Source organism: Streptacidiphilus fuscans, from assembly GCF_015690355.1.
Classification (GTDB): Bacteria; Actinomycetota; Actinomycetes; order Streptomycetales; family Streptomycetaceae; genus Streptacidiphilus; species Streptacidiphilus fuscans.
The window spans coordinates 468,070-492,536 of sequence record NZ_JADPRT010000003.1 but is presented as its reverse complement, the minus strand read 5'-3'; the positions used below and the strand labels follow the sequence as shown (position 1 = coordinate 492,536).

At 71.9% G+C, this 24,467-nt stretch carries 20 protein-coding genes and 2 pseudogenes; 7 read left to right on the top strand and 15 right to left on the bottom strand.

The window, feature by feature from the left end; all coding sequences use genetic code 11:
- Positions 1-105: 105 nt before the first annotated feature.
- The gene (locus I2501_RS09425) at positions 106-762 is read left to right on the top strand and encodes a response regulator (protein WP_196193401.1); all 657 of its coding nucleotides are present in this window, start codon (positions 106-108) and stop codon (positions 760-762) included.
- A gap of 187 nt (positions 763-949) precedes the next feature.
- Positions 950-1,996 (top strand): phosphotransferase enzyme family protein, encoded by a 1,047-nt coding sequence (locus tag I2501_RS09420; protein WP_328806291.1) that lies wholly within the window; start codon positions 950-952, stop codon positions 1,994-1,996.
- Positions 1,997-2,163: 167 nt separating this feature from the next.
- Here the strand turns inward: I2501_RS09420 and I2501_RS09415 are convergent, their stop codons facing one another.
- The 4 genes from I2501_RS09415 to I2501_RS09400 all read right to left on the bottom strand — a co-directional run bounded on the left by I2501_RS09415 (position 2,164) and on the right by I2501_RS09400 (position 7,039).
- Positions 2,164-3,753 (bottom strand): protein kinase domain-containing protein, encoded by a 1,590-nt coding sequence (locus I2501_RS09415; protein WP_268926888.1) that lies wholly within the window; start codon positions 3,751-3,753, stop codon positions 2,164-2,166.
- Between the two features lie 172 nt (positions 3,754-3,925).
- On the bottom strand, positions 3,926-5,458 hold the full coding sequence (locus I2501_RS09410; RefSeq protein WP_196193399.1) for a protein kinase domain-containing protein: 1,533 nt from the start codon (positions 5,456-5,458) through the stop codon (positions 3,926-3,928).
- A 199-nt stretch (positions 5,459-5,657) separates the two neighbouring features.
- Positions 5,658-6,203, bottom strand: coding sequence for a bacterial proteasome activator family protein (locus tag I2501_RS09405; protein ID WP_196193398.1), 546 nt, complete (start codon positions 6,201-6,203; stop codon positions 5,658-5,660).
- 80 nt (positions 6,204-6,283) lie between these two features.
- Positions 6,284-7,039, bottom strand: a complete 756-nt coding sequence (locus tag I2501_RS09400) for a hypothetical protein (RefSeq protein WP_196193397.1) — start codon at positions 7,037-7,039, stop codon at positions 6,284-6,286.
- A 290-nt stretch (positions 7,040-7,329) separates the two neighbouring features.
- Here I2501_RS09400 and I2501_RS09395 point away from each other — a divergent pair, with 290 nt between their 5' ends.
- Positions 7,330-8,460 carry an NADH:flavin oxidoreductase gene (locus tag I2501_RS09395; RefSeq protein WP_196193396.1) on the top strand — a complete coding sequence of 377 codons (1,131 nt, stop codon included), beginning with the start codon at positions 7,330-7,332 and terminating at the stop codon, positions 8,458-8,460.
- 79 nt (positions 8,461-8,539) lie between these two features.
- Here the strand turns inward: I2501_RS09395 and I2501_RS09390 are convergent, their stop codons facing one another.
- From I2501_RS09390 to I2501_RS09365, 6 genes are all read right to left on the bottom strand, one after another.
- Positions 8,540-8,824: a hypothetical protein gene (locus tag I2501_RS09390; RefSeq protein WP_196193395.1), complete on the bottom strand. Its 285-nt coding sequence runs from the start codon at positions 8,822-8,824 to the stop codon at positions 8,540-8,542.
- Positions 8,825-8,855: 31 nt separating this feature from the next.
- Positions 8,856-9,014, bottom strand: a complete 159-nt coding sequence (locus I2501_RS09385; protein ID WP_196193394.1) for a hypothetical protein — start codon at positions 9,012-9,014, stop codon at positions 8,856-8,858.
- Between the two features lie 199 nt (positions 9,015-9,213).
- A complete protein-coding gene (locus I2501_RS09380; protein ID WP_196193393.1) occupies positions 9,214-9,714 on the bottom strand; it encodes a tetratricopeptide repeat protein in 501 nt (166 codons plus the stop codon).
- Between the two features lie 73 nt (positions 9,715-9,787).
- Positions 9,788-11,116 carry an MFS transporter gene (locus I2501_RS09375; RefSeq protein ID WP_196193392.1) on the bottom strand — a complete coding sequence of 443 codons (1,329 nt, stop codon included), beginning with the start codon at positions 11,114-11,116 and terminating at the stop codon, positions 9,788-9,790.
- Between the two features lie 110 nt (positions 11,117-11,226).
- Positions 11,227-12,513, bottom strand: coding sequence for a dTDP-4-dehydrorhamnose 3,5-epimerase family protein (locus tag I2501_RS09370; RefSeq protein ID WP_196193391.1), 1,287 nt, complete (start codon positions 12,511-12,513; stop codon positions 11,227-11,229).
- A gap of 156 nt (positions 12,514-12,669) precedes the next feature.
- Positions 12,670-12,996, bottom strand: a complete 327-nt coding sequence (locus I2501_RS09365) for a hypothetical protein (RefSeq protein WP_196193390.1) — start codon at positions 12,994-12,996, stop codon at positions 12,670-12,672.
- Between the two features lie 272 nt (positions 12,997-13,268).
- Between I2501_RS09365 and I2501_RS09360 the strand changes: the two genes are divergently transcribed.
- Positions 13,269-14,255: a helix-turn-helix transcriptional regulator gene (locus I2501_RS09360; RefSeq protein WP_196193389.1), complete on the top strand. Its 987-nt coding sequence runs from the start codon at positions 13,269-13,271 to the stop codon at positions 14,253-14,255.
- Positions 14,256-14,366: 111 nt separating this feature from the next.
- On the opposite strand, the gene I2501_RS09355 is transcribed toward I2501_RS09360, so the two are convergent.
- Positions 14,367-15,335, bottom strand: a complete 969-nt coding sequence (locus I2501_RS09355) for an NAD(P)H-quinone oxidoreductase (RefSeq protein ID WP_196193388.1) — start codon at positions 15,333-15,335, stop codon at positions 14,367-14,369.
- Between the two features lie 400 nt (positions 15,336-15,735).
- On the opposite strand from I2501_RS09355, the gene I2501_RS09350 reads away from it, so the two are divergent.
- The 3 genes and pseudogenes from I2501_RS09350 (at position 15,736) to I2501_RS09340 (ending at position 19,282) form a co-directional block, all read left to right on the top strand.
- Positions 15,736-17,358, top strand: a complete 1,623-nt coding sequence (locus tag I2501_RS09350; RefSeq protein WP_196193387.1) for an LCP family protein — start codon at positions 15,736-15,738, stop codon at positions 17,356-17,358.
- A gap of 120 nt (positions 17,359-17,478) precedes the next feature.
- Positions 17,479-17,820: pseudogene (locus tag I2501_RS09345) on the top strand (ArsR/SmtB family transcription factor); the annotation flags it as partial.
- Between the two features lie 187 nt (positions 17,821-18,007).
- Complete coding sequence (locus I2501_RS09340; protein ID WP_328806290.1) at positions 18,008-19,282, top strand: hypothetical protein; 1,275 nt, start codon at positions 18,008-18,010, stop codon at positions 19,280-19,282.
- Positions 19,283-19,342: 60 nt separating this feature from the next.
- Here I2501_RS09340 and I2501_RS09335 read toward each other — a convergent pair whose 3' ends face one another.
- From I2501_RS09335 to I2501_RS09315, 4 genes and pseudogenes are all read right to left on the bottom strand, one after another.
- Positions 19,343-20,329 carry a potassium channel family protein gene (locus tag I2501_RS09335; protein WP_196193649.1) on the bottom strand — a complete coding sequence of 329 codons (987 nt, stop codon included), beginning with the start codon at positions 20,327-20,329 and terminating at the stop codon, positions 19,343-19,345.
- 131 nt (positions 20,330-20,460) lie between these two features.
- Positions 20,461-21,780 (bottom strand): molybdopterin molybdotransferase MoeA, encoded by a 1,320-nt coding sequence (locus tag I2501_RS09330; RefSeq protein WP_236046100.1) that lies wholly within the window; start codon positions 21,778-21,780, stop codon positions 20,461-20,463.
- Between the two features lie 310 nt (positions 21,781-22,090).
- Positions 22,091-23,160, bottom strand: a pseudogene (locus tag I2501_RS09320) (NTP transferase domain-containing protein).
- A gap of 26 nt (positions 23,161-23,186) precedes the next feature.
- Positions 23,187-24,338: an acyl-CoA dehydrogenase family protein gene (locus I2501_RS09315; protein ID WP_196193384.1), complete on the bottom strand. Its 1,152-nt coding sequence runs from the start codon at positions 24,336-24,338 to the stop codon at positions 23,187-23,189.
- Positions 24,339-24,467: the final 129 nt, after the last annotated feature.

Sequence of the window (24,467 nt, the reverse complement as noted above, 5' to 3'; positions counted from 1 at the left end):
AATTTCTTCTGTCCTAGGACGTCCAACTACCATGCTCACCCCGAAACCGGGACACAACCCCCTCGGCACGGGCCAACTCGGGGGGCCGTATGCAAGGCTGTGACCATGAGCGAACCCGGACAAATCCGAGTATTCCTCCTCGATGACCACGAAGTGGTGCGCCGTGGTGTCCATGAACTGCTCTCACTCGAATCAGACATCGAGGTCGTCGGCGAGGCCGGCACGGCCGCCGAGGCGTTGGCCCGGATCCCGGCCACTCGTCCGGACGTGGCGGTGCTCGACGTCCGGCTGCCCGACGGCAGCGGCGTGGAGGTCTGCCGGGAGGTCCGCTCCGAGCTTCCGGAGCTCCGCTGCCTGATGCTCACCTCCTTCTCCGACGACGAGGCGCTCTTCGACGCGATCATGGCCGGGGCCAGCGGGTACGTCCTCAAGGCGATCCGCGGGACCGATCTGGTCTCGGCGGTACGCGACGTGGCGGCCGGAAAGTCGCTGCTGGACCCGGTCGCCACCTCCCGCGTACTCGAACGGCTGCGCGACGGGGGCGAGAAGGAGGACGAACGGCTCACCGGTCTGACCAAGCAGGAGCGCCGGATCCTCGACCTGATCGGCGAGGGCATGACCAACCGGCAGATCGGCGGCGAGCTGCACCTGGCGGAGAAGACGGTCAAGAACTACGTGTCCAGCCTGCTGGCAAAACTGGGCATGGAACGGCGCACACAGGCCGCCGCCTACGTCGCGAAGATGCACGCGTCCGAAGGCTGACGATCAGACCCGGTCAGGCAAGATCACGATCGGCCGTCACGCCCAACGCGGCAGTACCATCTGCCGCGTGACGCAGGGTCAGGCATTCGCTCCGACAAGTGCATTATCAGCCGTTCCGGGTCGTGCACCTGGATTCGTGCCGCGGTCGGTACCGGGGTCCGTACCGGGGTCCGTACCGGGGTGGCTGGTGGGGGTGGTCGCCCGGTTCGGGGTGGGCCGACCGGTCGCGGTGGAGCGCACCCGGCACGGGCTGCTGAACCGCGTCTGGCTGGTCACCCTCGAACGGGACCGCGGCGAACAGGACAGCGACGAACAGGACGGCGGCGGCCGGGCGACCTGGGTGCTCAAGCAGTACCTCGACGACGGCGGCCACGCCTCCAGCGGCGCGCTCGCCGCCCAGCACCGCACCATCGCCGCGCTGGCGGCGGCCGGACTGCCGACGGTCCCGCCCGTGACGGCGGTGGACGGACGCACCCTGGTGCTGCTGCGGGGCCGCCGCTACGCGCTCTTCCCGTTCGTCGAGGGCACACCACCGCCCACCGGGCGGGCCCTCCCCGTCGCCGCGGCGGCCGATCTCGGCACGCTGCTGGGCCGGATACACACGGAGCTGCAACGGATCCAGCCGCCCGTCCTCGACCCCGGCCCCTGGCCGAGCGCCGACCCCCTCGACACCCTGCGCACCATCGCCGACCTGCTCGCCGCGGCCCGCTCCCGCGCCCGCCGCGACCCCGCCGACCCCTTCGACGCGCTGGCGGAACGGCGCCTGCTCGAACGCCGCGTCCTGCTCGCCACCAACGCCCACCGCCGCCCCGACGCGCGCAGCGCGCCCCCGGCCGGCTGGGTACACGGCGACTTCCACCCGCTCAACCTGCTCCGGCGCGACGGCCGCGTCGCGGCGGTGCTGGACTGGGACCGCCTCGGCATCAAGCCCCTCGCGGAGGAGGCGGTCCGGGCGGCGACGCAGTTCTTCTGCGACGAGACGAGCGGCGTCATGGACCTGCCCCGGATCACCGCCTACGCCCGCGCGTACCGCGCCGCGTCGGGCGCGACGGCCGAGGAGTTGGCAGCCGCCGTCCACCGCGTCTGGTGGGAACGGCTCAACGACTTCTGGATGCTCCGCTGGCGCTACGCGCGGCGGGACGACCGCGCAAGCGTGCTGTTTCCCGCTGCGGCGGGCCAGATCGTCTGGTGGACGGACCACTACCAGCTCGTCGCGGAGGCGTACACCCGCTGACCGGCGGCAGGGGCGCGGGGAACTGCGCGAGAAACCACCCAGTGCGGATGGCCCTGCTCGCTGAGCGACTCACCACCCAGGGTGGCTTGTCGCGCCCGCGCGGCGGAGCCGCACATGAGCCGAGCCCCGCGCCCCTGGATGGTGCAACGAACCGCGGGAGCGAGTCGTCAGGGCGTCGAACCCGCCGATGGCGAACCCGACGGGGAACCGTGGTCGGTCGACGGCGCTCCGGACGGCGTGGACGGGGACGTCGCCGGCGCCGAAGGCGACGTGCTCGCGGTGTCCGAGGGGGTCGTGGACGGGGTCGTGCTCGGCGTGGTCGACGGCGAGAACGAGGGCGAGTACGACGGCGTGTAGCTCGGCGTGTACGACGGCGTGTAGCTGGGCGTGTCGCTCTGCGACGGCGTGAGGCTCGGGCTCGGGGTCTGCGACGGCGAGGACGTCTGGGTGACCGTCGGCGACAGCGACGACCCGGGCGCGCCGCCGCTGCCGCTGCCGTTGCCGCTGTTCATCGCGAGCGCGACACCGACCGCCACCGCGGCCACGACCACCAGCGTCGCGATCACCGCGAAGAGTCCGCGTCGGCTGCGGCCCGCGCCCTCGTCGTCGTACTGGTCGTCGTAGGTCGGCGGCAGCGCGCTGCCCACGCCGCCTCCGCCCGCCGCCGGCATCGGCTGCGGCGGGGTCGCCGCGCCCAGCACGGTCGTCGGGAGGTAGTCGTCGCCGCCCGTGGCGGACGGCACCATCGCCGTGGGGGCCGTCGGCGAGACCCGGCCGACGGCGCCGAGGATCTGGGTCGGGCCCGTGCCGCCGTGCATCTGGCGCAGCGCGTGCTGGATGTGGGCGCGGAACTCGTCCGCGGACTGGAAGCGGTCGTCCGGCTCCTTGGCCAGCGCGCGCATCACCAGCGCGTCCAGCACCGCAGGGACGCGCGGGTTCGCCTGGGACGGCGGCACCGGCATGTCCTGGACGTGCTGGTAGACGACGGAGAGAGGGGTGTCGCCGGTGAAGGGCGGGCGCAGCGTGAGCAGCTCGTAGAGCATGCAGCCGGTGGCGTACAGGTCCGAGCGGTGGTCGACCGCCTTGCCCAGAGCCTGCTCGGGGGAGAGGTACTGCGGGGTGCCCATGACCATGCCGGTCTGGGTCATCGTCGCGGTGGCCCCGGTCAGCGCGCGGGCGATGCCGAAGTCCATCACCTTGACCGCACCGGAGTTGGTGATGATGACGTTGGCCGGCTTGATGTCGCGGTGGACGATGCCGTGCTTGTGGCTGTAGGCGAGCGCCTCCAGGATCCCGGCGGTGATGATCAGCGCCTGGTCGACCGGCGGCGGCTCCTCGCTCTGCAGCAGCTCGCGGACCGTGTGGCCCTCGACGAGCTCCATCACGATGTACGGGACGGTCTCGTGGCCGCGCGCTTCCTCGCCGGTGTCGTAGACGGCGACGACGGCGTGGTGGTTCAGCGCGGCGACGGAGTGGGCCTCGCGCGTGAAGCGGGCGCGGGCGATGGAGTCCTCGGCCAGCTCGGACCGCAGCACCTTGATCGCGACGGTGCGGCCGAGCCGCTGGTCCTCGGCGGCGTAGACCTCCGCCATCCCGCCCCGGCCCAGCCGGCGGGTCAGCCGGTAACGGCCCTCCCCGACGACGCTCAGGCCGCTGGTCGTGACGAAGGCACCGGCCTGGTCGGCTGCTCCCGCAGCTTCGTACCCGGACCCGGAATCCATGGCGTCCTCGTCCCCGGGGTGCTGCGTGTCTGCCATCGTTCTCCGCCGTCGTTCCGTGCCGTCGTCGATCCGTACTGCCCCGTTGTCCCGTACTGCGCTCGCCGACCGCGCCTCTCAGCCGCCCCCGAGGGGGACGAACCATCTCCGCACGCTACCGGTTTCCGCGCGGCGATGCGGAGCCGCGCAGGTCGGAAGGCCGGAACCGGCCCTAGACGCCACGGTCCACCTGAACCGCCCCGACGACCGGCGTACGGCCGAGCCCGCCGGTGTTGTCACTGGACGAATTGCTGGCCGCGATCACCGCGATCACGATGATCAACCCGACGAAGAGCACACCGACGATGGCCAGGATCAGCACCAGCCGACCGCAGCCCCGGGCGGCGTCGGTCTGCGGCGCACCCGACGGCACGTACGGAGCCTGGGTGGGCGCCGGGGGCCGCGGCTGGGCGAAGGGCGGCGGCGTCGGACGCTGCGGCACCGGGGTCGGCCGGGCCTGGTTGAACGGCGGCGGCGTCGGACGCTGCTGCGCGAACGGGGGCGGGGTCGGCGCGGGGCGCTGCTGCGCGAAGGGCGGCGGCGTGGGCTGCGGCTGCTGGGCGAACGGCGGCGGCGTCGGACGCTGCGGGTAGGGCGGCGGCGTCTGGCCCATGTGCTGCGGGCCCATGTTCTGGCCCATGTGCTGCGGGCCCATGTTCTGGCCCATGTGCTGCGGGGCCATCTGCTGCGGGTACGGCGTCTGCACCGGCGGCATCGGGGTGTTCAGCGGACCCTGGGCCTGCGGGAAGACGGCGTTCTGGCCGGAGCCGCCGACCTGGCTCTGGTGCGGGCCGTCGACCAGCATCTGCGGCTGGTTCGCCGCCGTGCCCGCACTCTGGGCGACGCGCTGGCACTCCTCGCGCATCGCGTCGGCGGTCGGGAACCGGTGCGAGGGGTCCTTGCGCAGCGCCCGCGCGACGAGCGCGTCCACCGCGGGCGGGATCGCCGCGTTCATGCTGGACGGCGCCGGGGGCGTCTCCTGGACGTGCTGGTAGGCCATGCCCAGCGCGGACTCGGACTCGAACGGCAGGCGACCCGTGAGCAGCTCGAAGAGCATGCAGCCGACCGAGTAGAGGTCGGAGCGGGCGTCCACGCTCTTGCCGAGCGCCTGCTCGGGGGAGAGGTACTGCGGGGTGCCGACGACCATGCCGGTCTGGGTCATCGAGGTGACGCCCGACTGCATCGCGCGGGCGATGCCGAAGTCCATCACCTTGACCACGCCGCGCTTGGTCAGCATCACGTTGGCGGGCTTGATGTCGCGGTGGACCAGGCCCTCCTCGTGCGAGGCGCTCAGCGCCGCCAGCACGTCGGCGGTGATCTTCAGCGCCTTCTCGGTGGGCATCGCGCCGAGCTCGGTGATGTCCTTGCGCAGCACGGAGCTGAGCGAGGAGCCCTCGACGTACTCCATGACGATGAACGGCACCGGGGTGCCGTCGGTGTCGTCCTCACCACTGTCGTAGACGGCGACGATGTTCGTGTGGTTGAGCCGGGCGACCGCCTGGGCCTCGCGGCGGAACCGCTCGCGGAACGACGGCTCGCGGCTCATCTCGCCGAGCATCGTCTTCACGGCGACCGGCCGGTCGAGCACCGTGTCGTCCGCGAGATGGACCGTGGCCATGCCGCCCTGGCCGAGCAAGTCCCGCAGCACATAACGGCCGTGGCCGACCGTACGCCCCGCGCCGTCCGCGCCGCCCTGCTCGCTCATGCGCTCGTCTCCCCCAACCGGCCCACCCCTTGGCGCGCCGTCAGGGCCCAACGTTAGCGGTACGGGCAGGGGCTCTCACAGCCGGGTTTTCCGTCCGGCTCAACCCCGAACCGGACGGAACCTGAGCCTCCGCAGGCAGTCGGCAGTGCGTCCGCCCTGAACCGCTGCGAACTTCTGTATGCAGAGCTCGTACGCAGAGCTAGAGGTACGGACCGGAGCGGATACCGCCGTGACCCGGCTCGCCCTCGTCGTGGCCCGGCGAACCCGGCGGCAGCGCGCGCCGCATCTGCTCCAACTGCGCCCTGGCCGCCATCTGCTGGGCGAAGAGCGCGGTCTGGATGCCGTGGAAGAGGCCCTCCAGCCAACCGACCAACTGCGCCTGCGCGATGCGGAGTTCCGCCTCGCTGGGCACCACGTCCTCGGTGAACGGGAGCGACAGCCGCTCCAACTCCTCGACGAGCTCGGGCGCGAGACCCTGCTCCAGCTCCTTGACCGAGCTGGCGTGGATCTCCCGCAGCCGCACCCGGCTGGCCTCGTCCAGAGGCGCCGCGCGGACCTCTTCGAGCAGCTGCTTGATCATGCTCCCGATCCGCATGACCTTGGCGGGCTGCTCCACCATCTCCGTTATCGGCAGCTCCCTCGCCTCACCGTCGGCGGAGGAGCCGGTGCCGACGGGCATGCCGTCGGGGCCGACGATCAGGACCTGGGGGCCTTCTTCTTCAGGCCGCGAGCTCGGGCTGTTCATGAACGTCATTCTGTCCCACGAGGGTGTCAAGAGAGCGTGATATTCGACAGAACACGTGTGCGGTCCGCGCCGCGTGCGGCCTACAGCCGACGGATCCGCCAGCCGAACAGGGCCGCGCCGATCCCGATCAGGGCCAGGCCGACGCCGAGCAGCCGGGCGTGCGGGCCGAGATCGAGGCCGGTGTCCCTGGCCGCCAGCCGCGTGCGCGGGGCCGCCTGCTGCAGCGAGTCCGGAGGCAGGACCGCCTGCGGCCCGAGCGGCGGCGGAACGCTGGCGGCCGGTCGCGGCTGCTGGTCGATCGGCTGGACCGCGTCCTGACCGACGGGCACGGAGACCGCCTGCGGCGCGGGGCTCCCACCCCTGGAGCCGCCGCCCTCGCCCGGCGTACGGGACGGCGTGCCCTCCGCCGACGGGCGCCCCGACGGCGTGCCGGGACGGGGCTTCGTCGACGCCCCGCTCGGTGACGACGGCTTGCCGCTCGCGGGCGGCGACGGGAACAGCGAGCTGACCACGGGGAACGGCAGCGCGGTCACGGACGGGTCCGCGCTCGGCGGCCCGCCAGGTGCGGAGCCGACGGGCGGGCCGCTGGCCACCCCTCCGGGCGGCCGGTGGCCGGGCGCGTGCGACGGCCGGTGCGCGGGGGTGCGGCCGGCGGTGCGGGCGGGTGTACGGGCGGACCTCACCCGGACGAAGTGGAGTGGACGTCCGTCGGGCAGTCGCAGCGTGACCACGGACGACGCGGAACCGGGACCTGCCTCGTGCGCCCAGGCCAGCGGAGTACCGAGCGCCAGCACGGCCGCGACCGCGAGCCCCACCACGCTCGCCGCAACCGGCATCGACCCACCCGACAACACGCTCATATAGGGCAATTAGGACATCGCCATGAACCCTGGGCAAGCAGGCTTACGCCGTTCAGGCCGCCCCTCCCCCGAACGCCCCACGGGACTCCCCGCCGAGGCGGCCCGAGTCCGAGCCAAGGCCGCAAGCGCCGCCTGAATCCGCCCACTGTGTCCTGGATCACAGGCAATCGGAGCTCCTCGGAGAAATCTTCCGTCCGGCACAACAGTTGACCCCTTCAAGCATTTGCTGCACACGCACCCCCTGTCCGGCACCCCAGAGGAAACCCATGACCACCTCCACCGAGTCCTCCGCGTCCCGCGCCGCCGAGATCCTCGACCGACCCGTCACGCTGAACGGCCTGACCGTCCGCAACCGCATCGCCATGGCGCCGATGACGCGCATGTTCTCCCCCGGCGGCGTCCCCGGCGAGAACGTGCAGTCGTACTACTCGCGCCGCGCCGCCGCCGGCGTGGGCCTGATCGTCACCGAGGGCACCTACGTGGGCCACGAGTCGGCCGGTCAGAGCGACCGGGTGCCGCGCTTCCACGGCGAGGAGCAGCTGGCCGGGTGGGCCAAGGTCGTCGAGGGCGTCCACGCGGCGGGCGGCGCGATCGTGCCGCAGCTGTGGCACATCGGCATGGTGCGCAACCAGGGCGAGCCGCCCTTCGCCGACGCCCCGGCGGTCGGCCCGTCCGGGCTGCGCATCAACGGGACCGAGGGCACCGGCAAGGCGATGACCCAGCGCGACCTGGACGACGTCATCGGCGCCTTCGCCGACGCCGCCGCCGCGGCCGAGCGGATCGGCTTCGACGGCGTCGAGCTGCACGGTGCCCACGGCTACCTGGTGGACCAGTTCCTGTGGGCGGGCACCAACCGCCGCACCGACGCCTACGGCGGCGACCCGGTCTCCCGGGCCCGCTTCGCCGCGGAGATCGCGGCCGCCGTCCGCGAGCGGGTCTCGCCCGACTTCCCGGTGATCTTCCGCTACTCGCAGTGGAAGCAGGAGGCCTACGACGCGCGTCTCGCCGAGACCCCGGAGGAGCTGGAGGCGATCCTCGCCCCGATCGCCGCGGCAGGCGTCGACGCCTTCCACGCGTCCACGCGCCGCTACTGGATCCCGGAGTTCGAGGGCTCGGACCTCAACCTGGCCGGCTGGACGAAGAAGCTGACCGGCAAACCGGCCATCACCGTCGGCTCGGTCGGCCTGGACGGCGACTTCATCCACGCCTTCGCGGGCGAGGGCTCCCCGGTCCAGGGCATCGACAACCTGCTCGACCGCATGGAGCGCGACGAGTTCGACATGGTCGCCGTCGGCCGCGCCCTGCTCCAGGACCCGGAGTGGGCCGCGAAGGTCCTCGCCGGCCGCTTCGACGAGCTGACGCCGTACGACGCCGCCGCGGTCAAGACCCTGAGCTGACAGGCCTTTTGCGCGACACAGCGCAACGCATGACGTGCCGTCCGGACCCGTCCGGACGGCACGACGCGTCCGGGGCGGCTCACTGGTCCCGCGCCCCCGGCGCCGGGCGCCACTCACGCAGGACGGGGACGGTCCCGCAGGCCCGGTCGCCGATGGACCGCGCCGCCCGGTCGGCCTCGCGACGGTTCTCCGCGTGGACGTAGAAGCCCAGTTCGATGACGTCCGCTGAGACCGCGGTGCTGATGTGCTCGATCCGGTCGGTCGGTGTCACCCGGGTCCACAGGACGTCGACGAGCACCTGCTCATCAATGGGTTGCCGAGGCGTTGCGGCGCCGGGAACCAGGGTGACGATGGCGAGGTACACCGCCGTACTTCCTCCGTCGGTGAAGCTGGGGTCAGCCCCAGGACAGGTCGTTCGGCGAGGTGGTGGACGCGGCGGACGAAGCCGCGTCGACGATCCCCGCGCGGTGGAGAGCGCCCACCGGGACGGCGGCGGCGCCGAGGCCGAGGGTCAGGGCCAGCGCCACGAGAAGGTTGCGAGCGGTTTTCGACATGGGTCCGCCTTGGGTCATGGGCTCGGGAGAGCAGATTCCTCACGGCGGCCGAATCGTCGGGGACTTTCGGTCCCGGAATCGGCCGCAAGGAGAAACTATCTGCGGCGGCCCACCCCAAACAGGTTTCGACCCTGGACGGAACCGGAATGTCCGGAGCCGGACATCTGCCCGCGTGAGCCAGATCGGCCGATTCCGCTGCTCAGTGCCCCAGGAATTCCTCGGCATACTGCCTGATGGGCCTCAGGTATTCCTCGACCGACGGGTCGGAACTCGTGTCCGCCAGCAGGTTCAGCATGATTCCGAGCGCCTTCTCCTGCGAACCCGCGGAGAAATAGGAGATCGCCAGGAACGCACGCAGGGCGGGGAAGTCGGGGAATTCCTTCACGGCCCGTTCCAGGGTCGCCACGGACTCGTCGTGCCGCCCCAGCACGCGGTAGGTGCTGCCCAGTCCGAGCAGGGCGCCCTGGAGGTCCTCCCGGGACAGGCCGGGGAGCTGCAGCGCCCGCTCGTAGTAACCGCAGGCCTCCTCCTCGCGTCCGGCCCGGTCGTGCGACCACGCGGCCTGGAAGCTCACCTCGGCACTGTCGGGAAAACGGCGGGCGAGATCCTGGAATGCGGCGCACGACTGCTCGAACTGCCCGCCGTCCCGAAGTCCGATCGCCTCGCGCATTTCGCGGTCCAGCTCGACCGGAGCATTCATGGCAACTCCCTGGAGAATTGGCTGTGTGGCAGACAAAGGTATCAGACGGATTGGCCTGGTTGGCGCATGTCCTTCAGGTCGCCAAACTCGGCTCTGGCTGTTCGTCCAGGGTTTTTCCGGTGTTTTCTGTTCCGGTCCGCGCCAGCGGGAGGTCGCGCATCCGGCGCAACGGGGAGAAGAACAGCCACAGACCGGCGAGGAAGCAGCCGACCACCGCGATCGAGATCCCGGCCCGCAGACCCGCGAGGGTGCCCAGCAGGCCGCCGAGGAGTGCTCCGGCCGGCATCGAGCACCAGGAGATCCAGCGCAGGCAGGAGGTCACCCGGCTCAGGAGGTGCGGCGGGCACGTCGCCTGACGGTAGCTCACCGCGCCGGTCGCGTAGATGACGATGGAGGCGACGTTGCCGGCCGTCCCGAGGCCCACCAGGACGAAGCCCCACCCGGGCTGGGCCAGGGGGACCAGCAGGACGAGCCAGCCGAGCGCGAGGAGCGGCAGCCATGTGGCACGTGCGGAACCGATGCGCCGCCCGAGTGCCGCCGCGGCCAGACCGCCGAGCACGCCTCCGGTGCTGCCGATCGCCGCGGCGGCTCCGATCATCCAGGCCTGGGCGTGCAGGTCGCGGTTGAGGAACACGATCTCCAGCGAGCCGTACGCCGAGCCGAAGAGGTTGACGGTCACCGCGAACTGCGCCAGCCTGCGCAGGATCCGATCGCGTCCGACATACGCGGCGCCTTCGGCCACGTCGCGGACGAGCTGCCGCGGTGTGGGCACGGGTCGCTTCTCGATGACCTCGTCCGGTGTCCTGATCAGGACGAGGGACAGGCAACTGAGCGCATAGGTGGCGACGTCGAAGAGGATCGCGCCCGCCCTGCCGAGCACTGTGATCAGCACGCCCGCCAGGCCGGGGCCCACCGCCTCGGCGACGGACTCGGTCGTGGACAGCTTTCCGTTGCCGTCGATCAGTTGCTCGTTCTCGACCAGACCGGGCAGGTAGCTCTGGTACGCGACGTCGAAGAAGACCGTCATGACCCCCACCAGCACGGCGACCGCGAGCAGTTGACCGATCGGCGGCGTCCCGGACAGCAGCATGGTGAGTGGGATCGAGGCGAGCGCCAGCGCGCGCGTCAGGTCGCACCAGAACATGAGCCGACGCCGGGGGAACCGGTCGACGACGGCTCCCGCCATCAGCCCGACCAGCATGTAGGGGACGGAACCGGCGGCGGCCAGCAGGCCCATCTCGAACGTGGAGACGTGCAGCACGAGCACCGCGTAGAGAGGGATGATGATCCCTGACACGGTCGATCCCAGGACGCTGACCGACTGGCCTCCCCACAGGAAAAGGAACGCCCGGTTGCGCCACAGGCTGGTACTCCGACCGAGGTCCGGGGGCGGTGCTTCCATCTCTCCTCCGCGATTGCTCAAGGGTGGTGACGGCTGGTCAGGATCGACCGCCGTGGGCGCGCACAGCCGCCCGGGTGGCCAGCTGCCTGGCCACCCGGGCGGGGTGGGGCTCAGGCCGCGGCGACCTTTCTCCGCAGCGCCACCCGGATCTCCCGGCCGTTCTCGTCCCGCGTCAGCAGCACCGCGGGGGTGGACTGCACGGTCTGGTTCTTCCGCAGCTGCTTCTGCTCGGCGACCCTGGCCTCGTAGTAGTCGCGTCCGGCGGGAACGGAGTTCACCTCGAGCCGCGGGATCGGACGCTTCTCGACGGGCCAGTCGATCACGTCGTTACCCGGCAGGTACTCCGTGCCGTCCACCGGCAGCAGCGTGCGGGGACGGTTGATCGTGTAGACCTTCTCGATGTGCTCGAAGGCGTGCCCGACACCCGGGGGCAGCAGCAGGTACCGCTCGGGGTCCGGGGTGAAGCTGAAGCTGGTGTCCGCGCCGTAGGTGGGCGAGTCGGGCCGGGTGTCGATCAGCCGGAGCGTCACGGTCTGGTCCTTGGGACCGACGAAGGTCAGCCGGTCCTCCTGCCCGAGGTGGATCCCGTAGGCGTCGTGGGTGTACCCGGTCTCGCCGTGGTCGATGAAGTAGAGCGGGTACCGGTCGACCAGGACCGAGAATCCCGACTCCTCCCCGCTCGGGATCACCGGATGGCGCACCCAGCCGACCCCGAACACGCCGGCGAAGGGCTCCCAGGCCGGCTTCGCCGCCCGCGTCAGCCGACGTCGCAGCTCGACGCGTCGGACGGTGCCGTCGGCCAGCCGCATCTGGCGGGTCATCGGGTACTCGAGCGGCGCCGTCTGCGGGATGGACGCGCGCTGCCGCGCGGCGACCAGGTCGTACCAGGCCTCGCCTGCCGGGTGGCTGTTCGGGACGAAGTAGGGCAGGTCCTCGTCCGCGACGTCCAGCGGGAGGTTGATGATGTCGGCGTCGGGCTGCCAGTCCAGGTCGCCGTGGACCCACTCCTCCGGCGACGGGAGGAACAGCTCGTAGCTGTTGATGGTGTTGACGCGCTCGAGCCCGTCGAAGGTGTGCGCCACCCCGTTCGGGATGTACAACGCCCGGGCCGAGGAAGGAGACCAGGTCACGCTCTCGCGCATCCCGGCGGTCGGCGAGCCGACCCGGCAGTCGATGAAGTAGCCGGTGACGGTGCCGTCGCTGGGCCCCAGGAAGGTCAGGACGTCGGCCTGCCCGAGGTGGATCCCGTAGTGGCCGTAGCTGAACTCGGTCTCCCCGTGGAACACCAGGGTGGCCGGACGCAGAGTCGGAAACGGCACGACGTAGGAGTCGTTCCCATTCTCAATCCGCCAGTTGGCCCGCCACTCGAGCCCCTGGATCGCAAATGAATCGTTCATTGATCCGCCTCCTCCTTCTTCGTGCGTCCGATGCGTCGTGTCCGATGCGTCGTGTCCGATGCGTGCGTCCGATGCGTCGCGCCCGATCCGGGGCACCGGGCCGAGACGGCTCGGTGACCCGGATCAATGCGCGTGCGCCTGCCTCAGACCGTGGCCTCAGGCCAGGACCTCGACCTCGTAGCCCGCGGCCTCGGCGGCGGCACGCAGGTCGTCGATCGAGGTGGTCGGCAGCTCGTCGAAGATGCTGGCGGTCACGGCCTGCTTGATGCCGGCCAGGGACGCGGCGAGGCGGCGCGCCTGGTCGGCGTCCTCGAACTTCGAGAAGGCCAGGTTGGTGAGGACGGCCTGCACCGCGGCGTCGCCCGACTCGGACGCCTCACGCAGACGCGTCAGCGCCTCGTCGCTGACACCGCTCCAGTCGGCGTCGAACTCGGCACCGTTGGCGTACAGGTTCGCCATCATCTGCTTTGCGTCGTTGCCCATGTGGATCTCCTCCGTAGAGACTTTTCCGGCCGGTCCACCGAGGGTTCCGGAACCGATGTTCCGGAGCGGTGAGCCGCTGACAGGAATGACTCTGCCCGGCGACCCCGAGCACCGACCAGGGCTTTGACCTGTACGGAAGCGGACTGGCCGGACCCGGACACACCCCCTCGGCGACCTCACGGTTCGTCACACGGCTGTCACACGCCAGCACTTGCTTGTACACCGATAACCAGGGAGGATCTCGGCCAAGGACGACGAGGGGGGCCGCGCTCGTGCTGGACGCGTTGGGACTGGACGGCACCGCCGAGAGCGTCTACCGGACCTTGCTCGCCGAGAAGACGTTCGGCGTGGACGAACTCTGCCTGGCCCTGGGCCTGACCGAGGACCAGGTGCGAGACGCACTGGACCAGATGTTCGCGCTCGCCCTGATCCGCCGTTCCTCGGACCGCAGCGGCGGCTGGCGGGCGGTCGACCCGCAGACCGGCCTGCAGACGCTGCTGGCCAGACAGAACGCAGACCTGGAACGGAAGCGGGCCCGGATCGCCGCCTCCCAGGCGGAGATCGCCGCGATGATCGCCGAACGGACCGCGGCGCAGCCGAGAGACTCCGGCACCGAGCGCCTGACCGGCATCGACGTGGTCATCGCCCGCATCGAACAGCAGGTGGAGACCGCTGGTTACGAGGTGCTGGGCATCACCCCGGGATCAGCACGCAAACCGGCGGACCTAGAGGCGGCGCGACGCAACGACGCCCGCGCGCTGGAACGCGGGCTGACCATCCGCGAGATCATGCAGGACTCCTGCCGAAACGATCCGGCGACCGCGGCGCACGCCCAGTGGCTCACCGAGTCGGGCAGCGAGGTCCGCACCTCCCCGACGCTGCCCCACCGTCTGATCGTCATCGACCGGGCCACGGCCTTCGTCCCCATCGACGCCCGCGCCACGGGCAAGGGCGCCCTCCTGGTGACCGACGCCAGCCTGGTGCAGGCACTGGCGGCCATGTTCGAGAGCATCTGGAACACCTCGACTCCGCTCGGCGCCAGCGCCGCGCCCGGTCGCCACGGCCTGACCCAGCGGGAGCGCGAGGTACTGAAGCTCCTCGCCTCGGGCATGACCGACGAGGCCGCGGCGGCCCGCCTGGCGGTCAGCGACCGCACGGTCCGCCGGGTGATGAACGACCTGTGCGAACGGCTCGACGCCAGCAGCCGGTTCGAGGCGGGGATCAAGGCCGCGCAGGCCGGCTGGCTGGACACGCCCTGAGCCACCGTGCGGCCCGGGTGAGTCCGGGTGCGGCCCGGGTGCGGCCCGGGTGCGCCTGGGTGCGGCCCGGGTGCGGGACCGCTGAGGTCAGCGGCCCCGCGTCAGGAGCGGTCAGGCACGGAGCAGGATCTTGCCGACGTGGGTGGAGGACTCCATCAGCCGGTGGGCCTCCGCCGCGTCGGCCAGCGGCAGGGTCCGGTCGACGACCGGCTTGACCACGCCGGACTCGATCAACGGCCAGACGTGCTCGCGCACCGACGCCACCACGGCCGCCTTCTCGTCCAGCGGGCGGGCACGCAGCGAGGTCGCGGCGATCGCGGCGCGCTTGGACATCAGCTTGGCGATGTTCAGCTCGGCCTGGACGCCGCCCTGCATGCCGATGATGACCAGGCGTCCGTTCAGGGCCAGCGCGTCGACGTTGCGGTCCAGGTACTTCGCGCCGACCACGTCCAGGATCACGTCCGCGCCGCCGAGCTTCGCCAGCTCCGCGACGAAGTCCTGCTCGCGGTAGTTGATCAGCACCTCCGCGCCCAGCTCACGACAGGCCGCGAGCTTCTCCGCCGAACCGGCCGTCACCGCGACCTTCGCGCCGATCGCCCGGCCCAGCTGGATCGCCATCGTGCCGATGCCCGACGAACCGCCGTGCACCAGCAGCGTCTCGCCGGGCCGCAGGTGGCAGATCTGGAAGACGTTGGACCAGACCGTGCAGACCACCTCGGGCAGGCAGGCCGCCGTCACCAGGTCGACGCCCTTGGGGACCGGCAGCAGCTGCCCCGCCGGGACGGCGACCTTCTCCGCGTAGCCGCCGCCCGCCAGCAGGGCGCAGACCTCGTCGCCGACGGCCCAGCCGGTGACGCCCTCGCCGAGCGCGGCGACGACGCCCGAGCACTCAAGGCCGGGATAGGGGGACGTACCCGGAGGGGGGTTGTAGAAGCCCTGACGCTGCAGCACATCCGCGCGGTTGACGGCGGTGGCCGCGACGTCGACCAGCACCTCGCCGGGACCGGGGACCGGATCGGGCACCTCGTTCAGCACCAGTGCGTCGGGCCCGCCGGGGGTCTCAATCGTGATCGCTCGCATGGTGAGGACGCTACTCCTCGGTACGCGTCAGCACTGCTCAGTACTCGTCGGTCTGCACTCCCAGGCAACGGCTGAGCGGCACGTCCGGCCCAACGGCGACGGCTCATACGACTACGCATCGTGATCGAAACAGCCCGGCTCCGGAAGCCCGCCCGGCGGAGGTGAGAACCGTGTGAGCTGGAGCTTGGTGATTCCTGGGAGCCCCCGGGGAAGGTGCACGGAACCTCGCCCGAGGTGCTGACACTACGCGGCGTGAGGACGACCGTGGGTCGGCAGGAGGCACACAGGGAACGGGCGTACGCTTGCTGAATTGCGCAACCGTGCAACCCGCTGGACCTGCCCGATGTCCCCGAAGGTGTCACCCGACACCTGACGCGAGTGAAACCCGAGGAAACCGAGCATGACCGACGAGGTGGACGGCCACAAGGCACCGCGGGGTAACCGGCGGAAGCCGAAGTCCCGCGCGTACCGCATCGCCAAGATCGCCGGCATCGTCCTCTCGGTCCTCGTGCTGATCGTCGCGGGCCTGGGCACCTGGCTCTACAACAAGTTCAGCGGCAACCTGCACACGGTCTCCATCGGCGGCTCCATGGGCGCGGAGAAGGCCGACCCCTACGGCCGGACGCCCATCGACTTCCTGGTCATCGGCACCGACGCGCGCAACAACGCCCAGGACTGCCAGCTCGGCGGCGACTGCGGCTCCAGCGGTTACGGCAACGCCGACGTGGAGATGGTCGTCCACATATCGGCGGACCGGTCGAACGCCACGGTGATGAGCATCCCGCGCGACACCATGGTCAACGTCCCGGCCTGCACGGACCCCAACGACCCTAAGAACACCACCACGGGTTACTACGGGATGATCAACAGCGCCCTGTCCTACGGGCCGCAGTGCCAGATGCAGACGATCCACGACCTGACGAACATCCCGCTCCAGCACTTCATGATGATCGACTTCAGCGGCGTGGTGAACATGTCCGACGCCGTCGGCGGGGTCAACGTCTGCGTGGACAACAACGTCTACGACACCTACTCGCACCTCAAGCTGGCCAAGGGCACCCACACCCTCAAGGGTGTCTCGGCGCTGGAGTTCCTCCGCTCCCGGCACGGCTTCGGCGACGGCAGCGACCTGGGCCGCACCTACGCCCAGCACATGTACCTCAGCGCGCTGATGCGCCAGGTCAAGAGCGCCGGCACGCTGACCAGCCCGACCGCGCTCTACAGCCTGGCGGACTCCGCGACCAAGGCGCTGACCGTCGACAACGGCATCGGCAGCGTCGGCTCGCTGCTTAACCTGGCCGCCGAGGCGGCCAAGGTGCCGACCAGCCACATCACCTTCACCACGATGCAGACCATGCCGGACCCCTCCAACCAGAACCGGTTGGTCCCGGCGCCGGGCGCGCAGTCGCTGTTCGGCGCGATCGTCAACGACCAGTCGCTCTCCGGCGGCAAGTCCGGCAGCAGCGACGCGTCCTCGACCTCCGCCTCCGCCGCGCCGACGCCCTCCGCCAGCGCGTCGCCGACGACGGCTTCCTTCCCGGCGGCACAGATCGACGTGCAGGTGGAGAACGGCAGCGGCGTCAACGGCCGTGGCAGTGACCTGGCCAACTACCTGACCGGCAAGGGCTACGGCTCCGGCACCACCGCCGTGACCGCGCCCCAGAACGTCAGCACCACCGAGCTGCACTACGGCAACTACAGCACCGACAAGGCCGAGGCCGAGACGGTCGCCGCGTCGCTGGGAATCCCGGCCTCGCACATCTCGTCCGACCCCTCGATGCAGGGCGTGGTGCTGATCGTCGGCACCGACTGGACCAGCGGCGACACCTACCCCGGCGGCACCGCCAAGCCCGCGCCGGTCGACACCAAGACCGCACTCCAGGACTCGCACTCGCAGACCGCCAACGACGGCAACGTCTGCGCACCGGTGAGCACGCAGCAGACGGTGGAGCTCAACGGCGTGCCGATGAGCCCGATCCAGGCCTACGCGGCGGCCGCGAACGTGCCGAACTCCGCGCCATGATCATGCCCAGAAGGCGGGCGGCTACCGGGCCCGTGCGGTGAGAGGGCCTAGTCTGTTGGAGCGACCGGAGCCGGAGCGCGCGATGATCCGGACACAGCGGGAGGGCGAGGGAGCAGGCGGATGAATGACAGCGCTGCCACGGGGGCTGTGGCAGGCAGCGCGGCGGCAGACCGGTACGAGGGGCCCGACCAGGGCGTGCTGGAGCAGGCCGCGGCGGCCTTCGGGTTGCTCGCGTCGCCGACCCGGCTGCAGATCGTGTGGATCCTCGCGGCGGGCGAATGCGACGTCAGCAGCCTGGCCGAGCAGGTCGGCGGGACGCTGCCTGCGGTCAGTCAGCATCTGGCGAAGCTGCGCCTGGCCGGGCTGGTCCGCTCGCGCCGCGAGGGGAGACGGCAGGTCTACCTGGTCGACGACCCGTATCTCGCGGCGGTGGTCCGGCTGATCGTCGGCCAGCTCGCGGCGGAGAACGCGGGCACGGGGGCGGTCGGAACCGGGGACGTCGGAACGGGGAGTGCCGGGGCAACCGACGCAGGCCTCGGGCTCGCCTTCGGGACACAGACACTGCCCCGCGTGATCGAGGCGCTGGCACGGAGCGGGGCGCGTCCCCCCGGCGCGACGGTGGGCCGTCAGGCCGCCGAGGAGCTGGCACGTGGACACGCCGTCTGACCTGTCGGTGCCCGAGTTCGACCGACAGCAGGACCGCTTGACTCGCACCACCGGCACCATGCGCACAGAACCTCTCACCGGCACGGAACCCGTGACCGGCCCGAAGCGCGCCGCCGCGCGCGGCCTGCTCCGCCGGGCCGCACCGGCGCTCGCGCTGTTCGCGGGCATCCGCGTCCTGGGCCTGGTCGTGCTCGCCGTCTGGGCGGGCGCGGAGGGTCGCAGCCCGCACCAGGTGCTCTCGGCCCGCTGGGACGCGCTCTGGTACACCGACATCGCCGCGCACGGCTACCACTGGGCCGGATACCAGGCGACCGCGCACACGCGGGGCGCGGGCGTCCGCTCCCACCTGGCCTTCTTCCCGCTGCTGCCCTGGCTGGAGCGCGGGCTGCACGAGGCCGTCGGCCTCTCCTACGCGGACGCCGGACTGGCCGTCAGCGCGGTCGCCTCGTTGGTCGCCGCGCTCGGGATCTTCGCCGTCGGCGAGCGGATCGCCGGGCTCGGCGGGGGGTTGCCGGCAAGCCCGGTGACCGGGCGGCGGGTCGCGCTCGTGCTGGTGGTGCTCTGGGCGGCGCTACCGATCGGTGTGCTGGAGTCGATGGCCTACACCGAGGCGCTGTTCACCGCGCTGGCCGCCTGGTCGCTCTGGTGCGTGCTGCGCGGCAACTGGATCACCGCCGGACTGCTCTCCGCGCTGGCCGGACTGACCCGGCCGAGCGCGGCGGCGATCATCGCGGCGGTCTGGGCCGGAGCCCTGCTCGATCTGTGGCGACGCGAGGCCCCGCTGCTGCGGGCGGTGGCGGGGATGCTGCTCGCGCCCGCGGGCCTACTCGCCTACGCGGGGTGGGTCGGCGGCATCCCGGCCTACTTCCGGATCCAGAACGGCTGGGGCAACGGCTTCGACTTCGGCGCCGCCTACGGGCGGTTCGTCGGGCACCAGCTGACGACCAGCCCGGCCGCGGGCGTCGGGCTGCTGGTCTTCGTCGGCCTGGTGCTCTGGGCGCTCATCGCCTGCGTCCGGCAGCGGCAACCGGTGGCCACCGTGGTCTACGCGGCGGTGATCGTCGTGCTGGCGCTGGGCGCGCAGGCCTACTTCAACTCCAAGCCCCGGCTGCTGCTGCCGGGCTTCCCGCTGCTGCTCCCGCTCGCCGCCTGGCTGGCCCGGATCCGGACCTCACGCGCGGCGGCGACGCTGGGCGTGCTGACCGCCGTCTCGGCGGTCTACGGGGCGATCTGGCTGCTGGGCCCGGGACCGCCGTAGCCACGCGGCGGCCCCGCCACCAGCTCGCGATCTGGTGTGCCCTACCTGCGGCACTGTGCCCTACCTGCGATGGACGGCGATGACGCGGTCCTCCGGCTGCAGCGCCGCCGCCTCCGGATCGGAGTAGCTGAGCCGACGTCTGCCGCGCACCACGGCGATGACCAGGTCGCCGCAGTCGCGCGGGGCCCGGCCCACCTCGTCACGGGTCACCGGGCGGTCGATGACGTCCAGCCCGTGCCCGACGCTCAGCAGGTCGTCCAGCACCGCGCCGGAGTTCGGGCTCAGCGTGGAGACGCCGAGGAGGCGGCCGACCGAACTGGAGCCGGAGACGACCACCGTCGCTCCGCTCTCCCGCAGCAACGGCGCGTTCTCGTCCTCGCGGACCGCGGCGGCGACCACCGCGCCCTTGTTGAGCTGGCGGACCGTCAGGGTGACCAGCACCGCGGTGTCGTCCCGCTGCGGCGCGACGATCACCTGCGCCGCCCGGTCGACCTGCGCGCGGAGCAGCACGTCGGTCCGCGTCGCGTCGCCGACGACGCCGGCCAGGCCGTCCGCGTTGGCCGCCTCGATCACGCGCCGCTGCGGGTCGACGACCACGATGTCGGTCTTGGGCGTGCCCTTGAGCAGCAGCGTCTCCACGGCGTGGCGGCCCTTGGTGCCGTAGCCGACCACGACGGTGTGCCGGTCCAAGTCCTGCCTCCAGCGGTTGATGCGCCAGATCTGGCGGGTCCGGGTGGTCAGCACCTCCAGCGTGGTGCCGACCAGGATGATCAGGAACAGCACGCGCAGCGGCGTGATCAGCAGGATGTTGGTCAGCCGCGCGGCGTCGCTGACCGGCGTGATGTCGCCGTAGCCGGTCGTGGAGAGGCTGACCGTGGCGTAGTAGAAGGAGCCGAGCAGGTCGAGGTGGGCGTGGGCGCTGTCGTGGTAGCCCGCCCGGCCGAGCCAGACGATGAAGGTGGTCACCAGCAGCACCGACAGGGCCAGCGCCAGCCGACGCCGGACCGCGCGCAGCGGCGGCTCGGCGACCAACCGGGCGGGCAGCATGATCTGCTGCAGCTCCGCCAACTCCTCCGGGCCGCCGACCCGGCGAGGGGCCCGGAGGAACTGCCCGACGGATCGCGTTCGTCCGACGGATCGGGTCGGTCCGTCGGGTCGCGTCGTACGGGAGGCGGGCCTCAGCCGCACGGGACGTCCAGCACCTCGACCGGCTCCCCCTCCGCAACCCCGCCCGGCGGGACCACGGCCAGGCCCTCGGCCAGCGCCAACCCGCGCAGCATCGCGGGCCCGTCGTGCCGCAGCGGCACGGCGCCGCGTTCCGGCAGCGTGACCGGGACCAGTCGGGTGTGCCCGGGGTGTCCCGCCAGCGCGGCCGCGGCCCGGACGCGGTAGGGCTCCGCCTGCGGGCATCCGCCGAGCCCGCGCAGCAGCGGCTCGGCCAGCGTCGCGGCAGCGACGGCGGCGGCGAACGGGTTGCCGGGCAGGCCGACCAGGTACCGCCTCTTCTCTCCGGCTGTTTCAGGGAGTTCAGCGGTCGGTAGTTCGGCCAACAGCATCGGGTGGCCAGGGCGCACCAGGACACCGTCGACCAGCAGCGTCGCGCCGATCTCGACGAGCGCGGGATGGAGGAAGTCGCGCGGCCCGGCGGCCGTCGCTCCCGTGGTGACCACGACGTCGGCGCGGCTGGAGCGCAGCGCAGCGACCAGCGCGTCACGGTCGTCGCCAACCCGGCGCAGACCGGTCAACCGCGCTCCGTAGGAGGCCAACCAGCCCGGCAGCATCGGGCCGAGCGCGTCACGGATCCGCCCGTCGCGGGACGGACCCTCCGTCAGCAGCTCGTCGCCGAGCACCAGAAGCTCGACGGTGGGACGCCGATGGACCGTCAGTTCGTCGTGACCGATCGCGGCGGCCAGGCCGAGGACCGCGGGCGTGACGAGCGTGCCTGCGGCCAGCAGCGCCTCACCGGCGCGGCACTCCTGCCCGCGCGGCCGGATGTCCCGCCCGAGCGGCGGCGCGGTCACACCGGGGCGCAGGCGAAGCGTGGTCGTCGTGACCGGCTTCGCACCCGCCTTCGTTCCCGGCTTTGTTCCCGCCCCTGTTCCCGCCTGCGGGGCAGCGGGCTCCGCCGCGCCGTCCTCGCGGCGCAACACGGCCGTGGCCCCGGCCGGGACGGGCGCTCCGGTCGCGATCCGACACGCCTCGCCGTCGTCCAACGCCTCGGCGACCGGCTGCCCGGCCAGCCCCTCGCCGTCGGCCGGCTCGCGCAGCCGCCACGGCGGCGGTCCGGCGACGGCCCAGCCGTCCATGGCGGAGGTGTCGAACGCGGGCACGTGGGTGGTCGCCGCCAACGGCTCGGCCAGCGCGGCGCCGAGGGCATCCGTCAGCGGGCAGCGCTCCACACCGAGCGGACGACGTCCGGCCCTGACGGCAACGACTCGCGCCTTCGGCCAGCTCAGCTCGGCGGCGGCTCCGACGGGGGACGGGACGGAAGCGTACATTTCGTCTGACCCGCGCATACCGTGCACGCGGTCCGAGCTGGGCGTTCCATGATCGTCAACTGTCACGCGTGTGACATTTTGCGATCTTGGTCGGGAGGGGTGGGTGATGCTCAGCACGTCGTCCAGGGCCTGGTCGAAGTCGGTCGCCCGCGACGCATCGCGCCTCGGCTCGCGACCCGACTGCGCGGGCTCCTCGCTCGTGCGATCGGCGACCTCGTAGTCGAACGGGCGCTCCGGCTCCGGCTGTTGTTCCGGCTCGGGCGAGCGTGGCAGCAGGTACGGGTACGCGGCCAGCAGATCGGCCTCGGCGTCAGCCGCGCTGCTCATCGCTCCGCGCCTTGCCGTCGCCCGTGTCCTGTCCGTTGCCATGCTCCCCACTCTGCTCCGCGGCCCAGCGCACGGCCAGCGCGACGGCCTTGCGGTTGGCCTCCGCCACGGCCTCCGGGCCGCCTCCGGCGGAGGCCGCGGCATAGCCGACCAGAAACGCGGTCAGCGGCGCGGCCGGGCGGGCCACACCATGGGCCACGTCCCTGGTCATGTCGAGCAGTCCGGTCACATCGACGTCGAGGTCGATGCCCAGTTCGGTCTTCACAGCGGCGATCCAGTCATGCAGCACGACACCATCGTCGCCGATGATCAGGCCGACTTCCTGCAACGGGCGGTATCGAGTGCGTGTCCGCGCGCTCACCGGGGTGACGGAGGGGTGTGCGGAGCGCCGTCCATGCGGTCTGCGCGGAGTCGCGCTTCGTGTACGTCGTCCCAGGTGTCGCAGTCGACGGCGGCGTGGCGGGTGTCGGGCAGCCGGAGCAGGTGCAGGTCGCGGGTCAGCGCACGGAGCGGAGCGCCCTCCGGCGAAGGGAGTTGGGCAAGCTTGGCCCGCAGCACGGCGGTGCGGTAGGCGGCGGCCAACGGCTGATCCCGGCCGTCGGCGTCGACGAGCACGACCCCGTCGAGCAGCACGCCGTCGGCACCGGCACCGGCACCGGCACCGACGTCACGGTCGGCATCAACGTGCGGGTCCAGCGCGGCGACGAGTGCGTGGACCGTGGGTGCGTCCAGGAACGGCAGATCGGCCGCGAGCAGCACGACAACCTCCGCCGTCACCGACTCCATCCCGGCCGCCAACCCGGCGACCGGGCCACCTCCCGGCGGTGTCTCCCGCGTCCAGCGCACCGGACGCGCCGTCGGGCGCTCGGGCCCGACCACGACGGTCCGCTGCGCGGCGGCGCAGGCGGCGAGCACCCGGTCCAGCAGCGAGGCGCCGCCGACCACCAGTCCGGGCTTGTCCTCACCGCCGAGTCGCCGGGCCGCGCCGCCGGCGAGAACGACCGCGTCGAAGAGAGGAAGAGCAGGAGAGGCCACCCCCTCACTCTGCCTCATCCGCTGAGGTGGCTGCCGCGGGCGCTCTACAGCTGGTGCACGGCCAGCAGGTCGCCCAGCTCCTGCTCGAACGCCGCCGCCGGGCCGAGGAAGAGTTCCAGGTGCTTGGCCCAGGCGTGGTAGCGGTGCAGGGGGTAGTCGAGGTCCGCGCCGATGCCGCCGTGCAGGTGCTGCGCGGTCGAGGCGATCGCGCGGACACCTTCCGCCGACCAGATCTTGGCCGTGGCCAGGTCCGCGTCCAGTGGCAGCCGGTCGGTGAGTTCACCACCCGCAGCGATCCGCCAGGCCGCCTGCCAGAGGGTCACCTCCATCGACCGCAGGTCGATGTACCGGTCCGCCGACTGCATGGCCACGGCCTGGAACGTCGCGATCGGATGGCCGAACTGCTCACGCTTGGACGCGTACTCGGACGTCATCCGCACCACCGCCTCGCCCAGGCCCAGGCAGAGCGCGGCGCAGCCGACGATCAGCAACCCGCGCACCGCACGCCAGTTGGACCCGTCGGCCGCCACCGGACCCACCTGCCAGCCGGCCTCGACGACCGCGCCGTCGAAGACCAGCTCGCCTGCCAACTCGCCGTGGGTCGACACCTGCCGGTTGAGGGTGACGCCCGCTCCACGCGGGTCGACCAGGAGCAGCAGAGTCCCCTCCGGACCTCGGGCCGGGACCAGGACGAGATCCATCGCCGACGCCCAGGACACGCCGGTCTGTGAGCCGCGCAGCGACCAGCCGCCGCCCGGAGCCGGTTCGGCCGTGACCGCCTCGTCGGCGGGTTCGTGCCCGGTGCGGCCGTGCGGCGCGACGCCGACCAGCAGGCGGCCGGCCGCGATCTCCGGCAGCAGCCGTTGCCGCAGCTCGGGTGCGCCGAAGGCCTGGATCGCCAGCGCCGCCGCGCCCGTCTCCAGCAGCGGCACCCGGGCCAGCACGCGGGCCGCCTCGCGCAGCACCAGGCACCAGGCGATCTCGTCCTGCCCACCGCCGCCGTGCTCCTCGGCCAGCGCGATGCCGATCAGGTCGGACTTGGCCAGGCGCTGCCACAGCTCCCGGTCGATGTCGGTCGCGACCGGCTCGATGCCGAGGGCGGGACTGGGAACGCCGCCGTCCGGCGGCACGTCGGCGAAGACCGCCTTGGCCGCCTCGGCCGCGGCCTGCTGCTCCTCGGTGAAGGTGAAATCCACGGCTCGTCCCTTCCCAGCCTGCCTCGCTCTGACGATTCGTCAGATTAGAACAAGTTCTAAGTCGGGGGAAGGGTCGCGCGGAACCGCCGCGGGTCAGTACCGTGCTCAGGACTTCACCGGAGTGGCAGG

Excerpts from the sequence above, each read along its gene's own strand:
- I2501_RS09380 (WP_196193393.1), bottom strand. The coding sequence starts at position 9,714 with ATGAATGCTCCGGTCGAGCTGGACCGCGAAATGCGCGAGGCGATCGGA.
- I2501_RS09350 (WP_196193387.1), top strand. The coding sequence starts at position 15,736 with ATGACCGACGAGGTGGACGGCCACAAGGCACCGCGGGGTAACCGGCGG.
- I2501_RS09410 (WP_196193399.1), bottom strand. The coding sequence starts at position 5,458 with ATGAGCGAGCAGGGCGGCGCGGACGGCGCGGGGCGTACGGTCGGCCAC.
- I2501_RS09415 (WP_268926888.1), bottom strand. The coding sequence starts at position 3,753 with ATGGCAGACACGCAGCACCCCGGGGACGAGGACGCCATGGATTCCGGG.
- I2501_RS09365 (WP_196193390.1), bottom strand. The coding sequence starts at position 12,996 with ATGGGCAACGACGCAAAGCAGATGATGGCGAACCTGTACGCCAACGGT.
- I2501_RS09355 (WP_196193388.1), bottom strand. The coding sequence starts at position 15,335 with ATGCGAGCGATCACGATTGAGACCCCCGGCGGGCCCGACGCACTGGTG.
- I2501_RS09330 (WP_236046100.1), bottom strand. The coding sequence starts at position 21,780 with ATGTACGCTTCCGTCCCGTCCCCCGTCGGAGCCGCCGCCGAGCTGAGC.
- I2501_RS09405 (WP_196193398.1), bottom strand. The coding sequence starts at position 6,203 with ATGAACAGCCCGAGCTCGCGGCCTGAAGAAGAAGGCCCCCAGGTCCTG.
- I2501_RS09400 (WP_196193397.1), bottom strand. The coding sequence starts at position 7,039 with ATGCCGGTTGCGGCGAGCGTGGTGGGGCTCGCGGTCGCGGCCGTGCTG.
- I2501_RS09395 (WP_196193396.1), top strand. The coding sequence starts at position 7,330 with ATGACCACCTCCACCGAGTCCTCCGCGTCCCGCGCCGCCGAGATCCTC.
- I2501_RS09375 (WP_196193392.1), bottom strand. The coding sequence starts at position 11,116 with ATGGAAGCACCGCCCCCGGACCTCGGTCGGAGTACCAGCCTGTGGCGC.
- I2501_RS09335 (WP_196193649.1), bottom strand. The coding sequence starts at position 20,329 with ATGCTGCCCGCCCGGTTGGTCGCCGAGCCGCCGCTGCGCGCGGTCCGG.
- I2501_RS09370 (WP_196193391.1), bottom strand. The coding sequence starts at position 12,513 with ATGAACGATTCATTTGCGATCCAGGGGCTCGAGTGGCGGGCCAACTGG.
- I2501_RS09385 (WP_196193394.1), bottom strand. The coding sequence starts at position 9,014 with ATGTCGAAAACCGCTCGCAACCTTCTCGTGGCGCTGGCCCTGACCCTC.
- I2501_RS09425 (WP_196193401.1), top strand. The coding sequence starts at position 106 with ATGAGCGAACCCGGACAAATCCGAGTATTCCTCCTCGATGACCACGAA.